The organism is Acrocarpospora sp. B8E8 (assembly GCF_039871605.1).
GTDB classification, from domain to species: Bacteria; Actinomycetota; Actinomycetes; order Streptosporangiales; family Streptosporangiaceae; genus Acrocarpospora; species Acrocarpospora macrocephala.
The window spans coordinates 49,307-65,609 of record NZ_JBDPLV010000052.1; the positions used below are offsets into that span (position 1 = coordinate 49,307).

Annotated in this window: 14 protein-coding genes; 11 read left to right on the forward strand and 3 right to left on the reverse strand. The window is 69.1% G+C overall.

Features of this window, described 5'->3' with window-relative positions; translation table 11 throughout:
• Window positions 1-7: 7 nt before the first annotated feature.
• Both ABGB08_RS37545 and ABGB08_RS37550 read right to left on the reverse strand, forming a co-directional pair.
• Window positions 8-1,258: a sugar ABC transporter substrate-binding protein gene (locus ABGB08_RS37545; protein WP_347600727.1), complete on the reverse strand. Its 1,251-nt coding sequence runs from the start codon at window positions 1,256-1,258 to the stop codon at window positions 8-10.
• The gene (locus tag ABGB08_RS37550; RefSeq protein ID WP_347600728.1) at window positions 1,255-2,265 is read right to left on the reverse strand and encodes a LacI family DNA-binding transcriptional regulator; all 1,011 of its coding nucleotides are present in this window, start codon (window positions 2,263-2,265) and stop codon (window positions 1,255-1,257) included. The genes ABGB08_RS37545 and ABGB08_RS37550 overlap by 4 nt, the downstream gene beginning before the upstream one ends.
• A gap of 210 nt (window positions 2,266-2,475) precedes the next feature.
• Between ABGB08_RS37550 and ABGB08_RS37555 the strand changes: the two genes are divergently transcribed.
• From ABGB08_RS37555 to ABGB08_RS37575, 5 genes are all read left to right on the forward strand, one after another.
• Window positions 2,476-2,790 carry a hypothetical protein gene (locus ABGB08_RS37555; protein WP_347600729.1) on the forward strand — a complete coding sequence of 105 codons (315 nt, stop codon included), beginning with the start codon at window positions 2,476-2,478 and terminating at the stop codon, window positions 2,788-2,790.
• Window positions 2,791-2,962: 172 nt separating this feature from the next.
• On the forward strand, window positions 2,963-3,670 hold the full coding sequence (locus ABGB08_RS37560; protein WP_347600730.1) for a sulfotransferase family protein: 708 nt from the start codon (window positions 2,963-2,965) through the stop codon (window positions 3,668-3,670).
• A 192-nt stretch (window positions 3,671-3,862) separates the two neighbouring features.
• Window positions 3,863-4,051, forward strand: a complete 189-nt coding sequence (locus tag ABGB08_RS37565) for a tyrosine-type recombinase/integrase (protein WP_347600731.1) — start codon at window positions 3,863-3,865, stop codon at window positions 4,049-4,051.
• Window positions 4,052-4,167: 116 nt separating this feature from the next.
• A complete protein-coding gene (locus ABGB08_RS37570) occupies window positions 4,168-5,157 on the forward strand; it encodes a hypothetical protein (protein ID WP_347600733.1) in 990 nt (329 codons plus the stop codon).
• A gap of 68 nt (window positions 5,158-5,225) precedes the next feature.
• The gene (locus tag ABGB08_RS37575; protein WP_347600735.1) at window positions 5,226-5,645 is read left to right on the forward strand and encodes an SRPBCC family protein; all 420 of its coding nucleotides are present in this window, start codon (window positions 5,226-5,228) and stop codon (window positions 5,643-5,645) included.
• Between the two features lie 180 nt (window positions 5,646-5,825).
• Here the strand turns inward: ABGB08_RS37575 and ABGB08_RS37580 are convergent, their stop codons facing one another.
• A complete protein-coding gene (locus tag ABGB08_RS37580; protein WP_347600737.1) occupies window positions 5,826-6,044 on the reverse strand; it encodes a hypothetical protein in 219 nt (72 codons plus the stop codon).
• Between the two features lie 535 nt (window positions 6,045-6,579).
• Between ABGB08_RS37580 and ABGB08_RS37585 the strand changes: the two genes are divergently transcribed.
• From ABGB08_RS37585 to ABGB08_RS37610, 6 genes are all read left to right on the forward strand, one after another.
• A complete protein-coding gene (locus tag ABGB08_RS37585) occupies window positions 6,580-7,863 on the forward strand; it encodes a cellulose binding domain-containing protein (RefSeq protein WP_347600739.1) in 1,284 nt (427 codons plus the stop codon).
• A 695-nt stretch (window positions 7,864-8,558) separates the two neighbouring features.
• Window positions 8,559-9,611 carry a ketoacyl-ACP synthase III family protein gene (locus ABGB08_RS37590; RefSeq protein ID WP_347600741.1) on the forward strand — a complete coding sequence of 351 codons (1,053 nt, stop codon included), beginning with the start codon at window positions 8,559-8,561 and terminating at the stop codon, window positions 9,609-9,611.
• Window positions 9,608-9,874, forward strand: coding sequence for a phosphopantetheine-binding protein (locus tag ABGB08_RS37595; protein WP_347600743.1), 267 nt, complete (start codon window positions 9,608-9,610; stop codon window positions 9,872-9,874). Before ABGB08_RS37590 ends, ABGB08_RS37595 begins: the two co-directional genes overlap by 4 nt.
• A gap of 26 nt (window positions 9,875-9,900) precedes the next feature.
• Window positions 9,901-10,941: a ketoacyl-ACP synthase III family protein gene (locus ABGB08_RS37600; protein WP_347600745.1), complete on the forward strand. Its 1,041-nt coding sequence runs from the start codon at window positions 9,901-9,903 to the stop codon at window positions 10,939-10,941.
• Window positions 10,942-10,970: 29 nt separating this feature from the next.
• Window positions 10,971-14,801 (forward strand): beta-ketoacyl synthase N-terminal-like domain-containing protein, encoded by a 3,831-nt coding sequence (locus ABGB08_RS37605; protein WP_347600747.1) that lies wholly within the window; start codon window positions 10,971-10,973, stop codon window positions 14,799-14,801.
• Between the two features lie 359 nt (window positions 14,802-15,160).
• Window positions 15,161-16,291 carry a HupE/UreJ family protein gene (locus ABGB08_RS37610; RefSeq protein WP_347600749.1) on the forward strand — a complete coding sequence of 377 codons (1,131 nt, stop codon included), beginning with the start codon at window positions 15,161-15,163 and terminating at the stop codon, window positions 16,289-16,291.
• Window positions 16,292-16,303 lie beyond the last annotated feature (12 nt).

The window sequence follows — 16,303 nt, forward strand, 5'->3', positions numbered from 1 at the left end:
ACCATGATCAGGCCCCGGTCCCGATCGCCTCCGCCTGCGCCTGCATCGCCTTGGCCGCCTCCGCGGCCGACTGCTTGCCCAGCGCGAGCTTCTCGATCTCGGTCTCCATCACCTTCGCGACCTGCTCCCAGGTCGGCACGGCCGGCGCCGATTTGGCGTCCTTGAGCTGCTCGCCGAAGACCCCCACCCGCTGGTCGGCGGTGAGCGCGGGCTCCTGCCAGGCGGCCTGCACGCTGGGCAGCGCGCTCACCTTGCCGAACCAGTTCGCCTGCACCTTCGGATCGGTCAGCCACTGGAGGAACTTCCAGGCCGCATCCCGGCTCTTGGCGCTCTTGAAGACCACCATGTTGCTTCCGCCGATGACGCTGGTCCCGCCGGCGCTGCCCTTCGGGTACGGCGCGACGGCGAACTTGTCGGCGAAGCCCGCGCCGCCCTCCTTCTCCATCCCGGCGATCATCCACGGCCCGGAGTAGAACGCCCCGACCTCGCCCTTCACGAACGTCTGCGGGAACGCGCCGGTCGGCTGGTCGGTGGCGGACAGGCCGCCGGAGAAGAAGGAGGAGTAGTGGGTGAGCGCGCTGACCATCTCGGGTGTGTCCAGCGTCCACTTGCCGGCGGCGGAGATGTCGCCGCCCGCCTGCCAGACCAGCGGGACCACCTCCTGCCAGGAGCCCTGCTTGAAGTTCTGCTCCACGCCGAGCTCGGCGCCTGCCTTGTCCTTCAGCGCCTTGACGAAGGCCGTGGTCTCCGCCCAGGTGGCGGGAGGCTTGACCCCGGCCTTCTCGGCCAGGTCGGTGCGGTAGTAGAAGGCGCGGGTCTCCACGTACCAGGGCACGCCGTACGCGGTGCCGCCGACCTCGCCGGTGCCCCAGGCGCCGGGGAAGAACACGGACTTGTCGATGAGGTTGCCGGGGGTCGGTTCCAGGGCGCCGGTCTTGGCCATCTCGCCCATCCAGGTGCTGCCCAGCATCGAGACGTCGGGGGTGGCGTTTCCGGCGATGGCGGCGGTGATCTTGTCGTGGGCGACGTCCCAGCCGAGCGGGGTCACCTTGACGGTGATGCCGGGGTTGGCCGCCTCGAACTCCTTGGCGAACGCGCCGAGCGCCTCCCCCTCGGCGCCCATCGCCCACACGGTGACCTCGCCGGTGGCCTTGTTGACGTCGACGTCCTTGGCCTGTTCCGCGGGGGCGTCGGCGCTCCTGCCGCACGCGGCGGCGAGCAGGCCCACCGCGGCCACTCCGATGACGAACCTCTTCACGCTTCCTCCAGGGGGTGCGTACCGCAGCTCGCTCTGATGACGAGCTCGGTGGGGGTGACTTGCGAGCGTGGGGCGTCCCGGGCGCCGGTGATCAGCTCGTCCAGGGCGCGGGCGGCGCGGGCGCCGAGGTCCCGCATCGGCTGCCGGACGGTGGTGAGCGCGGGACGGGCGTGCCGGGCGGCCATGATGTCGTCCCACCCGGTGACCGCGACGTCACCGGGCACGGACAGGCCGAGCTCCTCGGCGGCCAGGATCACGCCGAGGGCCACCTGGTCGTCGGCGCAGACGATCGCCTCGGGCCGGGGGCCGGAAAGCAGGTAGCGGCCGAGGGCGTGCCCGCCCTCGACGGTGAACTCGCAGGGGGACGGCTCGGGCGGGGTGAGACCGTGCTCGCTGAGGACCTGGCCGACGGACGTCCACCGCTGGGTGATGTCGCCGTTGTCGTGGCCTCCGGCCAGCGCGATGCGCCGGTAGCCGTGGCCGAGCAGGTGGCCGGCCAGCCGGGCCGCCGACACGGTGTTCTCGCTGGCCACCACGTCGGCGCCGGCGACCGCGTCACGGGCGATCATCACCAGCGGCAGGCCGGAGTCGACGATCTCGGCGACCACGTCGTCCCGTACCGTCTGGCCGAAGATGACCATGCCGTCCACCCGGCGGGACAGGTCGCGGACCAGGTCGGGCACGGCGGCCCTGCCCCGGGTGGAGAGGATGATCACCGACCGGCCCAGCTCGGAGGCGACCTCCTCGTAGCCGAGCAGCACCTCCGCGAAGTACGGCCCCGACAGGTCGGGGAAGACGATGCCGTTGGCGGCGTGGCGGCCGGAGGCCAGCGAGACGCCCAGGCGGCTGGGGGTGAAGCGCAGCTCCTCGACGGCGCGCAGCACCCGCTCCCGAGTCTTGGCGGCGACCGGCCCCGTGCCGCGCAACGCCCGGGACACGGTGGCGATGGACACGCCGGCCCGTTGCGCGACCTGGTAGATCGTCGCGCTCTCGTCACTGTTCGCCACGCGGGACCTCTTCGGAATGTAAGCGCTTCCACTCACTCCCACCACGATGTGGAAGCGCTTACATCGTGGGATTCCCCGAGTGTCACACCTCGGCCCTGTCGCTGTAAAGACCTCTTCACGACGGCTCTGCCGCCGCTGTGAGCCATTCCGGCCCCCGGAACAAGCCCTTCGTTTTCACGAATCGACCGTGGGATTTGCATCCTTCACGTCATGGCGAAAGACCCGGCGAGCCCAGGCCGGATGGTCGCGCAGCTCATCAAGAAGGCCAATCCCAAGGGGATGCCGATCGTCTACGAGTTACGGGTTCTGGGGCCGGCGGGCGCTTATCGCCCCCGCCCCTCTGCTGCGGGCGACCGGTGGGGGCGAGGTGTCAGCCGGCAGGCGTCGGGCAGCCGGCGCTCCAGCGTCAGTGCCGAGACGCCGGCCGCCAGTGCCACAACCGCGCAGCCTTCCCGGACGGCGCCGGTGCCGGGCTGGTGGGCCATCGGCCGGATGTTGGAGCCGATCTTGGCCTGGTTGGCCTGACGTCCTCGGTGCCGGTGACGTGCCCGTTGGCTTGCAGCGGGAACGTCAGGCCTTGGTCACGCAGGTGCAGCCAGACGTCACATTTCGGGGCTGACGATCATAGAAGGGATTGCCAGGTCCATGATCGCACCACCATGATCGGGGGCAAGCCGACACCTCATGGAGGAGCGACATGCTGACCGTGATCGGCGCGGGATTCCCGCGCACCGGTACGAGTTCGATGAAGGCGGCACTGGAACGGCTGGGGTTCGGGCCCTGCCACCATATGTTCGACGTCGGGTCCGACCCCGACCGCGCCCGGCGGTGGGCGCCCCTGGCATCCAGTGACGCGGTGCCGGACTGGGATCACGTGTTCGAGGGGTTCCGTTCCGCTGTGGACTGGCCGGCCTCGTTCTTCTGGCGCGAGCTGGCGGCCAGGTACCCGGAGGCCAAGGTGGTCCTCACGGTACGCGACCCGCACGCCTGGTTTGCGAGCATGCGGACGCTCATCGCCAACGGCCCGGCGCGGTTACGGGCCGAGAAGCTGGCACCGGAGATGGCCGGTCTGGTGGAGAGCATGGAGACCACCCGCCCGCTGCTTGAGCGCATGAAACGGGAGGGGTTGGGCAGCGACCGGCCCTTCGGCGAGGTCCCCGACGAGAAGGACACCATCGCGGCGTTCGAGCGGCACACGGCCACGGTGAAGGAGAGCCTGCCGCCTGAGCGGCTGCTGGTGTTCGACGTGCGGGAAGGGTGGGAGCCGCTCTGCCGTTTCCTGGGCGTGGGCGTCCCTGCCGGGGAGCCGTTCCCGCGCCTGAACGACAGCAAGGTGATGGAGCAGTCAATCGACAGGCTGATGCAGGGGGAGAACATCGGACTTCCGTTTCACCCCACGGGCTGAACACTTCGGACTCGGTAATACCCCCTGAGGGTATGTTCGCTCATTCGGGAGCTCAACCTGCTCAGGTCAAGAGGAGATAGCCATGAGCTACAACGTCCTTGCGTACCAGGGGGTCGAGGAGGATCTCCGCAGGTGGGTAGCAAGCCGGTGATCCTTTGCGATGTCGGTATGTGGCGGTTGAGTTCCTGACCGATGGCAGGCGGGATCGACTTCGAGCCCCACCAGTGGCGCCACACCTACGCGACCTGGCTGCTGCGCCGGGGCGCGGGAATGGAGACGGTGAAGGAATGCCTCGGGCATGCCTCGATCACCACGACGATCGACACCTACGGCAAGGTTCGGGAATTGCATCAGACGAGCGAGAAACTGCAGGTCGCCTGATGAGCGTGGGGCGAGGTGGGATCTATGCCGCTTGACCTGAACCGCTTGCGGGAGGTTCCCGCCTGATGCAGGATCCCGCCTTTAGACGGTTGTGAATCTGGGGGTTGGAGGGGCCCGTGGGACGGAGTGATCTGGCGGGTGCCGCGCATCTGGAGCTGGTGTCCGGGGTCGTGCAGCTGCGGCCTGAGGACGCGATGTTCGATGCGATGCTGCGCGGTTGGCGTGCTCAGCAGACCGGCCGCGGGCTGCGGGAGAGCACGATCGGGCCGCGTGAACGGCTGATCCGCCGATTCCTGGAGTTCACCAATGAGTATCCCTGGCAGTGGCGGGCGGGCCAGGTGGATGAGTGGACGCTGTCGCTGACCAGCGAGGATCGTATGGCGCCGTCCACGATTCGCAACTACCAGACCGAGTTACGGCTGTTCACCGAGTACCTCACCGACGCTCGTTACGGTTGGGCGGCCGAGTGCGAGGTGGCGTTCGGGCCTGGGGTTCACCCGGTGCCAATCTGTCACGAGTGGAACACCATCGCCCACCTCAACGGCTACGAGGGCAGCCCCGAGGCGCGGCCGTTCACCCGCCAGGAGTTGCAGCTGTTCCTGGATTACGCCGATGACCAGGTCGACCGGGCCGTACGCGCCAAGCGCAAGGGCGCGTTGGCCGCCTACCGCGACGCCACCTTGTTCAAGGTCATTTACGCCTGGGGTCTGCGCCGGACGGAGACCTCCCAGCTCGACGTGGTGGACTGTGGCAGCAACCCGGCCGCGCCGGAGTTCGGCCGCTACGGGATGCTGCATGTGCGCTACGGCAAGGCCAAGCGAGGCCAGCCACCCCGCCGTCGCAACGTCGCCATCGGTGATGGGGTGGGCCGTGGAGGCGGTGGCCGACTATGTGGAGAACATCCGCCCGAGGTTCGGCTGCGCCGATCACCCGTCGCTGTGGGTGACCGAGCGCGGTGGACGGGTCCGACCGCAGGTCTCCGGCGCCCCGGTCATCGGCGACCTCCTCCTGGCGCTGCGCGAGGCCGGCACCGTGGCAGTCTCGCCGCCGTGTTGCGCCGAGTGGCGCAAAGCCTGGATTGCGGGTCCGAGTACGTATACGCATAGGAGTGCACGTGCGAAAAAGCGGCGCACCGTGCCCACTGCATGAGCGCCCCCGGCTTCAGGAGATCATCATGGCTAGCACGACCGTATCCGCCGACCTCGCCGCCTCGCCCGGCCGCGTCTGGGGGCTCATCGGCGGCTTCGACTCGCTACCCGACTGGCTGCCCTCCATTACGGGCAGCGAACTCCTCGAGGGTGGCCGCGTCCGCAGGGTCACCACCAAGGACGGCGGCGTCATCGTCGAGCGCCTCGAACACTTCGACGAGCGGGCCCGCACCTACAGCTACTCCGCCCCCGAGCCGCCCCTCCCGGTACAGGGCTACCGCGCCACCATCGCTGTACACGAGGTTCCCGGCGAGCCGGAAAGATCCCGGGTGGAATGGTCGGGCAGCTTCACACCGGTGGGGGTCACCGAGGAGGAAGCGATCGCCGTCGTCCACCGCGTCTTGAGCGGCGGCCTCGACGCCCTGCGGCGGACGCTCGGCGCTTGACGCCTGCGCGGCTCCCGGCCAGATGAGATCGGGTCAGGTGGGCGGGGCCGCCGATCCGCTGCGGCAGAAGGGTGCCAGGCCGAGCACGGATGTCTTGCAACCCGGCGTGACGTCCTGCCGGCCTGACGCGCGCCCCCAGGCTCGCCTATCCCGAGCCGGGGGCGCATTCGTTTCACGGTGTCACGCGTAGAGGAAGTAGTAGTAATACTGGCTCCTCCACTCGCATCTCCAGTCATTCCACCAGCCTTGGTCGTCGCCGTAGCTTCCGACCCGCTGGCAATCCGAGTATTGCTGGAAGACGCCGTTCAGCGTCTCGGCGTCCGCCGTGGCGGCGCCGGTCGATAACGACATTCCGGTGGCCAGAACGACCAAGACGAGAACCGCGCGTACCTTGCGCATCAATCCTCCTGCGACTGGGCGGATCAGGGCGGCCAAGATATCACTGACCGTGTGCCAGGAAAGGATTGTGGCACTCGTGCGCCAGGCGCGGATCATCACCGCCGGCTGAGGGCCGGGGTGATGATCGTCCAACCGGTATTGACCTGGCCTGATCAACTGCAGGAAGGCTGAAACTTTCATTCGTGAGGGCGGCACATGTTTTGATTGCGATGGTCTGGACCTTTATTTGCACTTTGTCCCTTCCGGTCCCAGATGAGCCGCGTTTCCCTGTTCCGCCATAAGGAATGGACCGATCCGACGAATACTTTGACCATTGTCGCGTACCTGTCATATCGTCACCTCGCCCATATCGATGCGAGGCCAGGACTCGAACGGGGACGTGCGTTCTCACAGGCGTTACGGCTCGCGTGCTGATCGCGGCTGCCCCGGCACCGGGGGAGATCTGGACGGCCATCTAGGAAGCGGCGATCATCCGAACCACCGGAGAAACACCATGCATGCTCGTATCCGCACGTCCTCGATCGTCGGCATGGTCATGACCATGCTGGCCACCGTCGGTGTGTCACTCGCCCTCGTGCCGCCGGCTCACGCGGAGGTGATCAGCGATATCGCCTACGCGCCCGCACAGCCGGCCGGCTCCAGGGGGCACCTGCTGGACCTTTACCTGCCATCCAGCGGCATCGGCATCACACCCCGGCCGCTGCTGATCTGGCACAGTGGCTCAGCGTGGTCGAGCGACGATGGCAAGACCGGCGCGGCCGCGATTGCCGCCACCTTCAATGCCAAGGGGTTCGCGGTGGCCGGCGTCAGCGTCCGGTCCAGCTCTCAAGCGATCTTCCCGGCCCAGGTGCACGACATCAAGGCGGCCATCCGCTGGCTGCGCGCCCACGCCGCCGATTACCAGCTCGACCCCAATCGCTTCGCCATGATGGGCACCTCCTCGGGCGGCTGGCTGACGGAGATGGCCACCCTGACCGGCGGCGTCTCGTCGCTGGAGGGCACCGTCGGCACGACCGGCGTCTCCAGTGCCGTGCAAGGGGGACTCGCCTTCTTCAGCCCCACCGACTTCCTCCAGATGAACGCGCAAAACCTGCCGACCGGAGGGCTGAACCACGACTCTCCCGCCTCCCCCGAATCCCTCCTGATCGGCTGCGCCATCCAGACCTGCCCCGCCCAGGTGGCCCTGGCCAATCCGATCAACTACGTTGACAGCAACGACCCGCCGTTGCTGTTCCTGCACGGCCAGGCCGATTTTCTGGTGCCGCACGGGCAGAGCGTCCTGCTCTACGACAAGATCAAGACAAGCTGTGGTAACGCCCAGTTCATCTCGATACCCGGCGCGGATCACGGCCTGAGCTGGGTCCTGGACCCCGCCCGCTTCGGTACCCAGACCAGCTACACCACCCAGTTTTGCTCCGGGACCACACAGGTCGGCTCGCCCAACCCCACCTGGGACACCTTTGAAGTTTTCCTGCGCGGCGCACTCAAGATGGGCACCTCCTGCCAGGTCGCCTGGGCCCCCACCGTCTGGAGCACCGGTTTATCCGCCAACGTGACCATAACGAACACTGGCTCGACTCCCATCGACCGCTGGGTCCTGACGTGGACCTGGCCAGGCAATCAGCAGATCACGAGCACCTGGAACACCACGTTGACCCAGTCTGGCACTCAGGTGACCGCACGCGACGCTGGCCACAACGCCATTATCGGCGCCAGCTCCGCCACCACCTTCGGCTTCCAGGCAACCTACAGCGGGACGAACGCCCCGCCGCCTGAGTTCAAACTCAACGGCATCGTCTGTACCAGGGTGTTCGGATAAGACGACGCGTATATGTCCGTGCTGCCGGTCCGTGCGACGGACGGACCGGCAGCGGCTGAGCCGGACCGGCTGCTCTCCCGAGCGGTGTGGGACCTATTTCGGAAACACACTCCGGAACCATTCATGCGCGGAACCGCACGGAGCCCGGAGCGGAGAAGTGCATTTCATCGCTCAACACGTTCCGCCGAACTCCGATCACGGAATGATGTTTTTCAGATTTCGGACGCGCATATTGCGTTAGTCGATCTACAGTCCTATCCTTGCCTACGTGACGGCCGATGAGGGAGAGGAACTCGTGACGGCAATTGGTTCAGGGCACTTCGGCGGCCGGCAGGGATCGCGGAACTACCAGCTGAACATCGCCTGACCACCGGCTCCGTATTCCGATATTTTTCGTCGGCCGGCTGCGAGCTATTCGACATCCCGTACCGGGATTTCACCTCGTTTCACAATGAAAAGACTGTACGTAGCGGGTGCTTTTGTGTGAACGCACGATACGGGCGGCGCCCGTTCGCTTTGTTCGCCCGACCCGCTGCCGGAAGGCCCCGCTGCCGCGGCCTGTCCGGAAAACCCCGCCGGCGTCCTGGTGACGCCGTTCTCCCTGGTGCCCCGCCGATTCGGCGGTGCCCCTTCCTCGCCATGCCGACAGGTGTGGCGATCGTCGACGAGTTAGGGGACGTGTGCGTACATCCAACATGTTCGTCAGGAGCCTCGGCGTCTTCGTGCCGGACGCCGTGAGCATCGAGCAGGCGGCTCGGGACGGCCGGTATCCGGCCGAGGAGGTTGAGCGGTTCCAGCAGATCGGCGCGGCGGTCGCCGGCGACATGCCCGCACCCGAGATGGCCCGGCTCGCGGTCCTGGACGCCTACGACCGCTGGGGCGAATCCGCCCCGCGAGATCTCGATCTGCTGCTCTATCCGTCGGTCTGGCATCAGGGTCCGAACGGCTGGCAGCCCCAGCACTACCTGCAGATGCATCTCCTCGGCGGGGGAGTGCCGGCGTACGAGATCCGGAGCGGCTGCGTCGGAATGATCAGCTCACTCCAGCTGGCGGCGAGTTATCTGCAAGCCGACCCGGACCGGGAGACGGCGATGGTGGTCTCCGCCGACAACCACGGCACCCCGCTGGTGGACCGCTGGCGGATGACGCCCGGGGCGGTGATAGGCGATGCCGCGTGCGCGCTCATCCTCGGTAAGGAGTACGGCATGGCCGAGCTCCTCTCGGTGAACGCGACGACGATCCCGGAGGCCGACGCGGTCAACGACGGCGCCTACCCCTTGTTCCCCCCGGACGCCACCGTCGGGAGGGGGCTGAGCTTCGGGGACCGGCACGAGGAATTCCGCCAGCGGTTGCTCGAGAAGCAGGGGACCGGAATACACCTGAAGATCCAGAAGACAATGATGCAACAGGTGGAACAGACCCTGGAGGAGGCCGGGATCGGACTGGCCGACATCACTCGGGTGGCGTTCCCGCACGGCCGCCGCGAAGACCTGGACGGGCAGATGTCCTGGCTGGGCATCGAACTCGAGCAGACGACCTGGGACTACGGCCGGCGCGTCGGCCATTGCGGCGCGGTCGATCAGTTCATCGCCTTCGAGCATCTGGTCGCGACCGGTGGGCTGGTACCCGGCGATCACCTGCTTATGGTGGGGTTCGGTTCCGGCACGTCGGTCGCCGCGGCCGCGTTCAGGGTCCTCGCGACCTCTCCCGCGACGCGGCCCGCCGGCACGAGAGGGCATGCGGCATGACGACCGAAGAGATCGCCCGCAGGCTGGTCGCCTTCATCCAGGAGAACCTGGTCCCGGACGATGTCGACATGGAGGTCGACGAGACGACCCCGCTCCTGCTGTCGGGGCTTCTGGACTCCTTGCGAACGGCGCGCCTGCTGAACTTCATCCGGCGGGAGATCGGCGTCCCGATCCCCGCCGCGAAACTCGATGCCGAGAACTTCGCGGACGTGGCGACCATCGTCGCGGTGATCAACGAACTCGAACCGGCTCCATCCGTTTAGCCGTCCGATCGAGCGAGGGCAGAGTCATGCAGTGGGCGGACACGTACATCAGCGGAGTGGGAGCCTTCCTCCCCCGGACGATCAGCGTCGAGAAGGCCGTCGCCAAAGGCTGGTATCCGGCCGAAGAGGTCGAGCTGCACAACCTGGCCGGGGCGGCGGTGGCCGGTGACCTACCGGCTCCGGAGATGGCGCTGCACGCGGCGCAGAGCGCGCTCAAGCGCAGCGGGCGGGCATCGGCCGACCTGGATCTCCTTCTTTACGCCTCGACGTGGCACCAAGGTCCGGACGGCTGGCCGCCGCATTCCTACCTGCAGCGCCATCTGGTCGGCGGGGACGTCCTGGCCACCGAGATCCGGCAGGGCTGCAACGGGATGTTCATCGCCTTGGAACTCGCGGCGAGCTACCTGGACGCCGCTCCCGGCCGGCAGGCCGCCTTGCTGGTCGCCGCCGACAATTACGGCACCCCGTTGATGGACCGGTGGCGGATGGGTCCCGGCTACATCGGCGGGGACGCCGCCAGCGCGCTCGTGCTCACGAAGGAGGCGGGATTCGCGCGCCTGATGTCGGTCTGTACGGTGACCGTGACCGAGGCCGAAGAACTGCACCGGGGCACCGAACCCCTGTTCCCGCCCGGCGTCACCGTCGGCCGCCGGATGAGCTTCGGGGCCAGGAACGAGCAGTTCCGGCAGCAGGTCATGCCCCGGGGCGAGGGCACGGCGGCCCTGTTCAAGATCCAGCGGGCGCTGCTGGAGGTCGTCGAGCGCGCGCTGGCCGAGAGCGGCATCGAGGCCAGCGATCTCGCCCGGGTGGCCTTCATGAACTACTCCGAGGAGATCGTCGAACAGCGTTGCATGGCCGCGCTCGACCTGCCGATGTCCCGATCGACCTGGGACTACGGCCGCACCATCGGCCACTGCGGGGCCAGTGACCAGGTCCTCGCCCTCGACCGGCTGCTGGTGACCGGGCAACTGGGCCCCGGCGACCACCTGCTGATGCTCGGCACCGGCCCGGGAGTCACCGTCTCCAGCGCCGTGATCAAGATTCTCGATACGCCTGCATGGTCCTGACACGTCGTCACCGAAAGGAAACGAACGCGATGGTCGACAGTTCGAGCGGAGTCCGGGTGGAACCGGTGGCGGTGGTCGGGATCGGATGCCGCTTTCCCGGCGATGCCGACTCACCGGAGGGTTTCTGGGACCTGCTGTGCGCCGGCCGGAACACGACCCGGCCGCTGCCCGCCGAACGCTGGCGCTCGTACGAGAACCGGAGTCCCGAATACGCCGCCGCGCTGCGCCATGCCGTACGCAACGGCAGCTTCCTGAGCGACATCGAGGGCTTCGACGCGGAGTTCTTCGGCCTGTCGCCCCGGGAGGCCGAGCTGATGGATCCGCAGCAGCGGATCCTGATGGAGACCGCGTGGGAGGCCCTGGAGCACGCCGGCCTGCCGCCGCGCGAGCTGGCCGGCACCGACACCGGGGTGTTCATCGGGGTCTGCACCGACGACTACGGACGCCGCCTGCTCGAGGACCTGCCCCAGATCGAGGCGTGGACCGGGATCGGCGCCGCGACCTGCGCCGTCGCCAATCGCATCTCCTATTCCCTGGACCTGCGCGGGCCCAGCATGGCGGTGGACACCGCGTGCTCGGCGTCGCTGGTCGCGCTCCACCTGGCCGCGCAGAGCCTGCGGCTCGGCGAGAGCGAGGTCGCCCTCGCCGGCGGGGTCAACCTGCTGGTGACCCCGGGGGAGACCCTCACGCTCGGCGCCGCCGGAGCCCTGGCCCCCGACGGGCGGTCCAAGTCGTTCGACGCCACGGCCGACGGCTACGGGCGCGGTGAGGGGTGCGGCGTGATCGTGCTCAAACGGCTGTCCGACGCGCGCCGCGACGGGGATCGGATCCTCGCGCTCGTCATCGGCAGCGCCGTGAACCAGGACGGGCACACCAACGGGATCATGGCGCCGTGCGGGGCGGCCCAGGAACACGTGATGATCCGGGCCTGCCGGCAGGCGGGCATCGCACCGGCCACGGTCGACTACATCGAGGCGCACGGGACCGGGACCCGGCTGGGCGACCCGCTCGAGGCGGGCGCGCTGTCCTCCGTGTACGGCACGGGACGGCCCCCCGGCGACCCGTGCCTCATCGGCTCGGTCAAGTCCAATATCGGCCACCTCGAAGGCGCCGCCGGCATCGCCGGTGTCATCAAGGCGGTGCTCGCCCTCGGCCGCGGTGAGATCCCCCCGAGCGTGCTGACCACCCCGAACCCGGCCATCTCGTGGGAGACCTCCGGGCTTCGCGTGGTGACCGAACGATCGGCCTGGCCGGATCGCGGCCACCCCAGCCGGGCGGGCGTCTCCAGCTTCGGGTACGGCGGCACCGTCGCGCACATCCTGCTCGAACAGGCGCCGCCGGCTCCGGAGGCGCCCCGGGGCGAGGGGACGGGGCAGCGCCTGTTCCCGCTGTCGGCCGCGTCGGAAACGGCGCTGCGGCAGTACGCGGGCACGCTGGCCGACCGGCTCGAGGGGCTCGACCTGGCTTCGGTGGGGCACACGCTGGCGCTCCGGCGCTCGCATCTGGGCCGTCGAGCCGTCGTGATCGCGGCGGACCGGGACGAGTTGACGGCCAACCTGCGCAGGCTCGCGCAGGACCTGCCGGCCGAGGCCGTCCTCACCGGGGACGTGCTGCCGGTGCCGGGCCCCGGGCCGGTCTGGGTGTTCTCCGGGCAGGGCTGCCAGTGGCGCGGGATGGGGCGGGACCTGCTCGCCACGGAGCCGGAGTTCGCGTCCCTGGTCGACGAGGTGGAGCCGATCTTCGCCGCGGAGATCGGCTTCTCTCCCCGGCAGGTCCTGGCCGAGGGCGAGCTGGACGGGATCGACCGCGTCCAAACCATGATCTTCGTGATGCAGCTCGGGCTCGCCAGGCTCTGGAGCGCGTACGGAGTGGTCCCGGAGGCCGTCATCGGTCACTCCGTCGGCGAGATCGCGGCGGCGGTGACGGCCGGGGCGATGAGCGTCTCCGACGGCGCGCGCCTGATCTGCCGCCGGTCCCGGCTGCTGCGCCAGGCGGAGGGCAAGGGGGCCATGGTGATGGTCGGCCTGCCGTTCGAGGAGGCGGCCGAGCGGCTGGCCGGCCGTACCGACCTGGTGGCCGCGATCTCGTCGGCGCCCGCCTCCACCGTGCTGTCCGGCGACGTCGCCGCGGTCGAGGCGGTGCTGAACGAGTGGCCAGCCGAGGGCATCGTGGTCCGCCGGGTGGCGTCGGACGTCGCCTTCCACAGCCCGCACATGGAGCCGCTGGCCGTCGAGCTGGCGGCGGCCACCGCCGATCTCTCGTTCGGCGCGCCCCGCATTCCCATGTACACGACCGTGCTGACGGACCCCCGGTCGACGCCTGTCCTCGACTCCCAGTACTGGGCGGCGAACCTCCGGGACCCGGTACGGCTGGCCGCGGCGACGACGGCCGCCGCGCAGGACGGCTACCGCGCGTTCCTGGAGATCTCCCCGCACCCCGTGGTCGCGCACTCCATCACCGAGACGCTTGGGGAGACCGGGTTCGAGGACGTGTTCGTGGGCACGTCACTGCGCCGGAATCAGCCGGAGCGATCGACCTTCCTCGCCGCGGTGGGCACGGCGCACTGCCACGGCGTCGGTGTGGACTGGAACCGTCTGCAGCCGGACGGCGGCCTGGCCGCCCTGCCTCCGTACGCCTGGCAGCACCGCCGCCACTGGCGTGACACCGCCAACGGCGAGGACGAGAACCGAGGGCACGACGTGCACTCCCACACCCTGCTCGGAGCCGGGACGAGTCTGGCGGGCAGCCGGACGCGGGTGTGGCGGACCAGCCTGGAGGACGCCAACCGGCCCTACCCGGGCAGTCACGCCGTCGGCGGGGTCGAGATCGTGCCCGCCGCCGTGCTGGTCAACACGTTCCTGCACGCGGTCGCGGACAAGGACGGCACCCTCACGGAGGTGGAGATGATGCATCCGCTGATGACCGCGGAACGCAGGCAGATCCAGGTCGTCCACGAGCCTCCCGGGATACGGCTCGCGGCGCGTACGCCGGCCGGCCTCGGCGAGCCGGAACCCGCCTGGCTGATTCACGTCACCGCGTCCGTGCCGGCTCCCGGCGCTCCGGGCCAGGTGATGCCCGCCGTGCTGCCGGACGCGACCGGTCTTACCCCGATCGACACCGGATTCGTGCACCGGCGGCTGGCCGCCGTCGGCGTCCCCACGACGGGCTTCGACTGGACGATCGAGACGCTGTTGAGCGGAGACGGAGTGCTGCGCGCCACGGTCCGCACCTGGCAGCCTGTCGAGACACCGCCGACCTGGGCACCGGCGCTGGACGCGGTGATGTCCGTGGCCCCCTGCGTGTTCCCGGGCGATCCGGTGCTGCGCATGGTCGTGCACATCGACGAGGTGGCGCTGACCGGCCCGCCGCCGGAGACGGTGATCATCGAGGCGGCCGTCGACCCGGCAGGCGACGACATGGTACGGGCGCTCCTGGCCGACGCCGACGGCCGCGTGGTGGGGCACCTGTCCGGACTCCGCTATCCGGTGATCGACGCGCCCGCGGCGACCGAGGAGGAACTCCGGGAGCCCGCGGAGTCGTTCGCCGGTCTGCCGCCGGAGGAACTGCGCGAGTTCGTCCTGATCGAGGTCCGCGCGGAGATCGCGGCCGTGATGCGGCTCGCCCCGGCGGACCTGGCGGTCCGGCGTCCCCTCGTGGAACAGGGGCTGGATTCGGTGATGACCGTCATGGTCAGGCGGCGCCTGGAGAAGCGCTTCGGCTGCCGCCTCCCCGCGACCTTGCTGTGGCAGCAACCCACCATTTCCGCGATCGCGGGCCACTTGGTGGATCTTCTCGTGACAATGAGACCGGTTGCCGAAGCGGAGGCCGTTCTCGAGAGCGTGCCTGCGATCGGGGGTTGAGGCCGTCGCGGACCAACTCGTCTTCATAGACGACACACGCCCCGTCGCATCCGGCTTTCTCGCGGGCTGGCGGCCACCTGGCCGCCAGCCGTCATAACCACCCGCGAGTGTTAGTAGGGGATTCACCCCGTTCTTGTGTGGGCTGGACATGATCACCTCCGAATCGGGCACCCGTCCCCGCCGGTGCTACGGCGTGCGACGGCCTGGACCCGGATTTCGGTGCCCAGAAACCCATCTTTCGGCCAGCGGGTAACCGCCAGCGGAAGGGTCGGTGAATTGGGTCGTCTCGTGTTGCCGGGTGTGGAGCGATCACTGCAGGGTTGGGAAACGACCGCCCCCAATGACGGAAGTGCTTCCCCGTGCGTCTACTGGCGTTTCTCGCCGCCCTTGTTGTCATGCTCCTCGCCGCGGCTCCGGCGCAGGCCCACGTCCGCGCGACCTCGGTCGCGGTCGACCTGCGTGGCCAGGGCGACGGCGTCGCGGCCGTCGTCGACGTGGAGTACGACGTCCTGGCCCGGCTGCTGGGTCTCGACGGTGTCCTGAGCCCGGACGCGGTCGGCGCGGACGGCGCCGCCGTCGAGGTGCCGACCGAGGTGCGGCGCGGTTCGCTGGACGCGCATGCGAGCGACGTGGCCGGGTACGTCGGCGGGCGGCTGCGCCTGAGCCGCAGCTCGATCGGGTGCACCGCTGCGGACGGTGCCCGCGTCGAACTCGCCGACTCCGGCGCGGTGCGGGTCGCGCTCGCCTACGACTGCCCGGCGTCCGGCGCGCTCACCGTCCGCAGCGACATCTTCCGCGCCTCCGACGGCGTCGTCGACGACGTCCGCACGATGGTGGCCTACGACGTCGACGGCCTCCGCGGTTCGACGTTGCTCGACACCGACCGCACCAGCGTCACGGTGGGGCGCACCGACCTGCTCAGCGAGATCCCGCGGTTCGTCCGGCTCGGGGCGGAGCACCTGCTCTTCGGGCTCGACCACGTGTTGTTCCTGCTGGCGCTGCTGCTGGGCGCGAAGCGGCTACGCGACGTGGTCGAGGTCGCCACGGCCTTCACGGTCGCACACTCGGTGACCCTGGTGCTGGCCGCGATCGGCTGGGTCAGCGTGCCCGGGTGGATCGTCGAGCCGCTCATCGCGCTGTCGATCGCGTTCGTCGCGCTCGACAACCTGCTCTCGCCGAGGACGAGCCACCGGCTGCCCGTGGTCTTCGGCTTCGGGCTGCTGCACGGGCTCGGCTTCGCGGACGCGCTCAGCGTCGACGGGCCGCTGTCGGCATCGACGCTGGCCAACCTGGTCTCCTTCAACGTCGGCATCGAACTCGCCCAGTTGGCGATCATCGTGCTCGCCTTCCCGACGCTGCTGTTCCTGCGCAGGGTCGCGACCACGCCGGTCGCCGCCCGCGCCCTCACGCTCGGCACCGTCGCGGCGGCCGTCGCCGTCGCCGGTGCCGGTCTGGTCTGGTTCGTCGAACGCTCCCCGCTCCTGACCTGACACCTACCTCCC

Excerpts from the sequence above, each read along its gene's own strand:
- ABGB08_RS37555 (WP_347600729.1), top strand. The coding sequence starts at position 2,476 with ATGGCGAAAGACCCGGCGAGCCCAGGCCGGATGGTCGCGCAGCTCATC.
- ABGB08_RS37560 (WP_347600730.1), top strand. The coding sequence starts at position 2,963 with ATGCTGACCGTGATCGGCGCGGGATTCCCGCGCACCGGTACGAGTTCG.
- ABGB08_RS37565 (WP_347600731.1), top strand. The coding sequence starts at position 3,863 with ATGGCAGGCGGGATCGACTTCGAGCCCCACCAGTGGCGCCACACCTAC.
- ABGB08_RS37575 (WP_347600735.1), top strand. The coding sequence starts at position 5,226 with ATGGCTAGCACGACCGTATCCGCCGACCTCGCCGCCTCGCCCGGCCGC.
- ABGB08_RS37580 (WP_347600737.1), bottom strand. The coding sequence starts at position 6,044 with ATGCGCAAGGTACGCGCGGTTCTCGTCTTGGTCGTTCTGGCCACCGGA.
- ABGB08_RS37585 (WP_347600739.1), top strand. The coding sequence starts at position 6,580 with ATGACCATGCTGGCCACCGTCGGTGTGTCACTCGCCCTCGTGCCGCCG.
- ABGB08_RS37590 (WP_347600741.1), top strand. The coding sequence starts at position 8,559 with ATGTTCGTCAGGAGCCTCGGCGTCTTCGTGCCGGACGCCGTGAGCATC.
- ABGB08_RS37595 (WP_347600743.1), top strand. The coding sequence starts at position 9,608 with ATGACGACCGAAGAGATCGCCCGCAGGCTGGTCGCCTTCATCCAGGAG.
- ABGB08_RS37600 (WP_347600745.1), top strand. The coding sequence starts at position 9,901 with ATGCAGTGGGCGGACACGTACATCAGCGGAGTGGGAGCCTTCCTCCCC.
- ABGB08_RS37605 (WP_347600747.1), top strand. The coding sequence starts at position 10,971 with ATGGTCGACAGTTCGAGCGGAGTCCGGGTGGAACCGGTGGCGGTGGTC.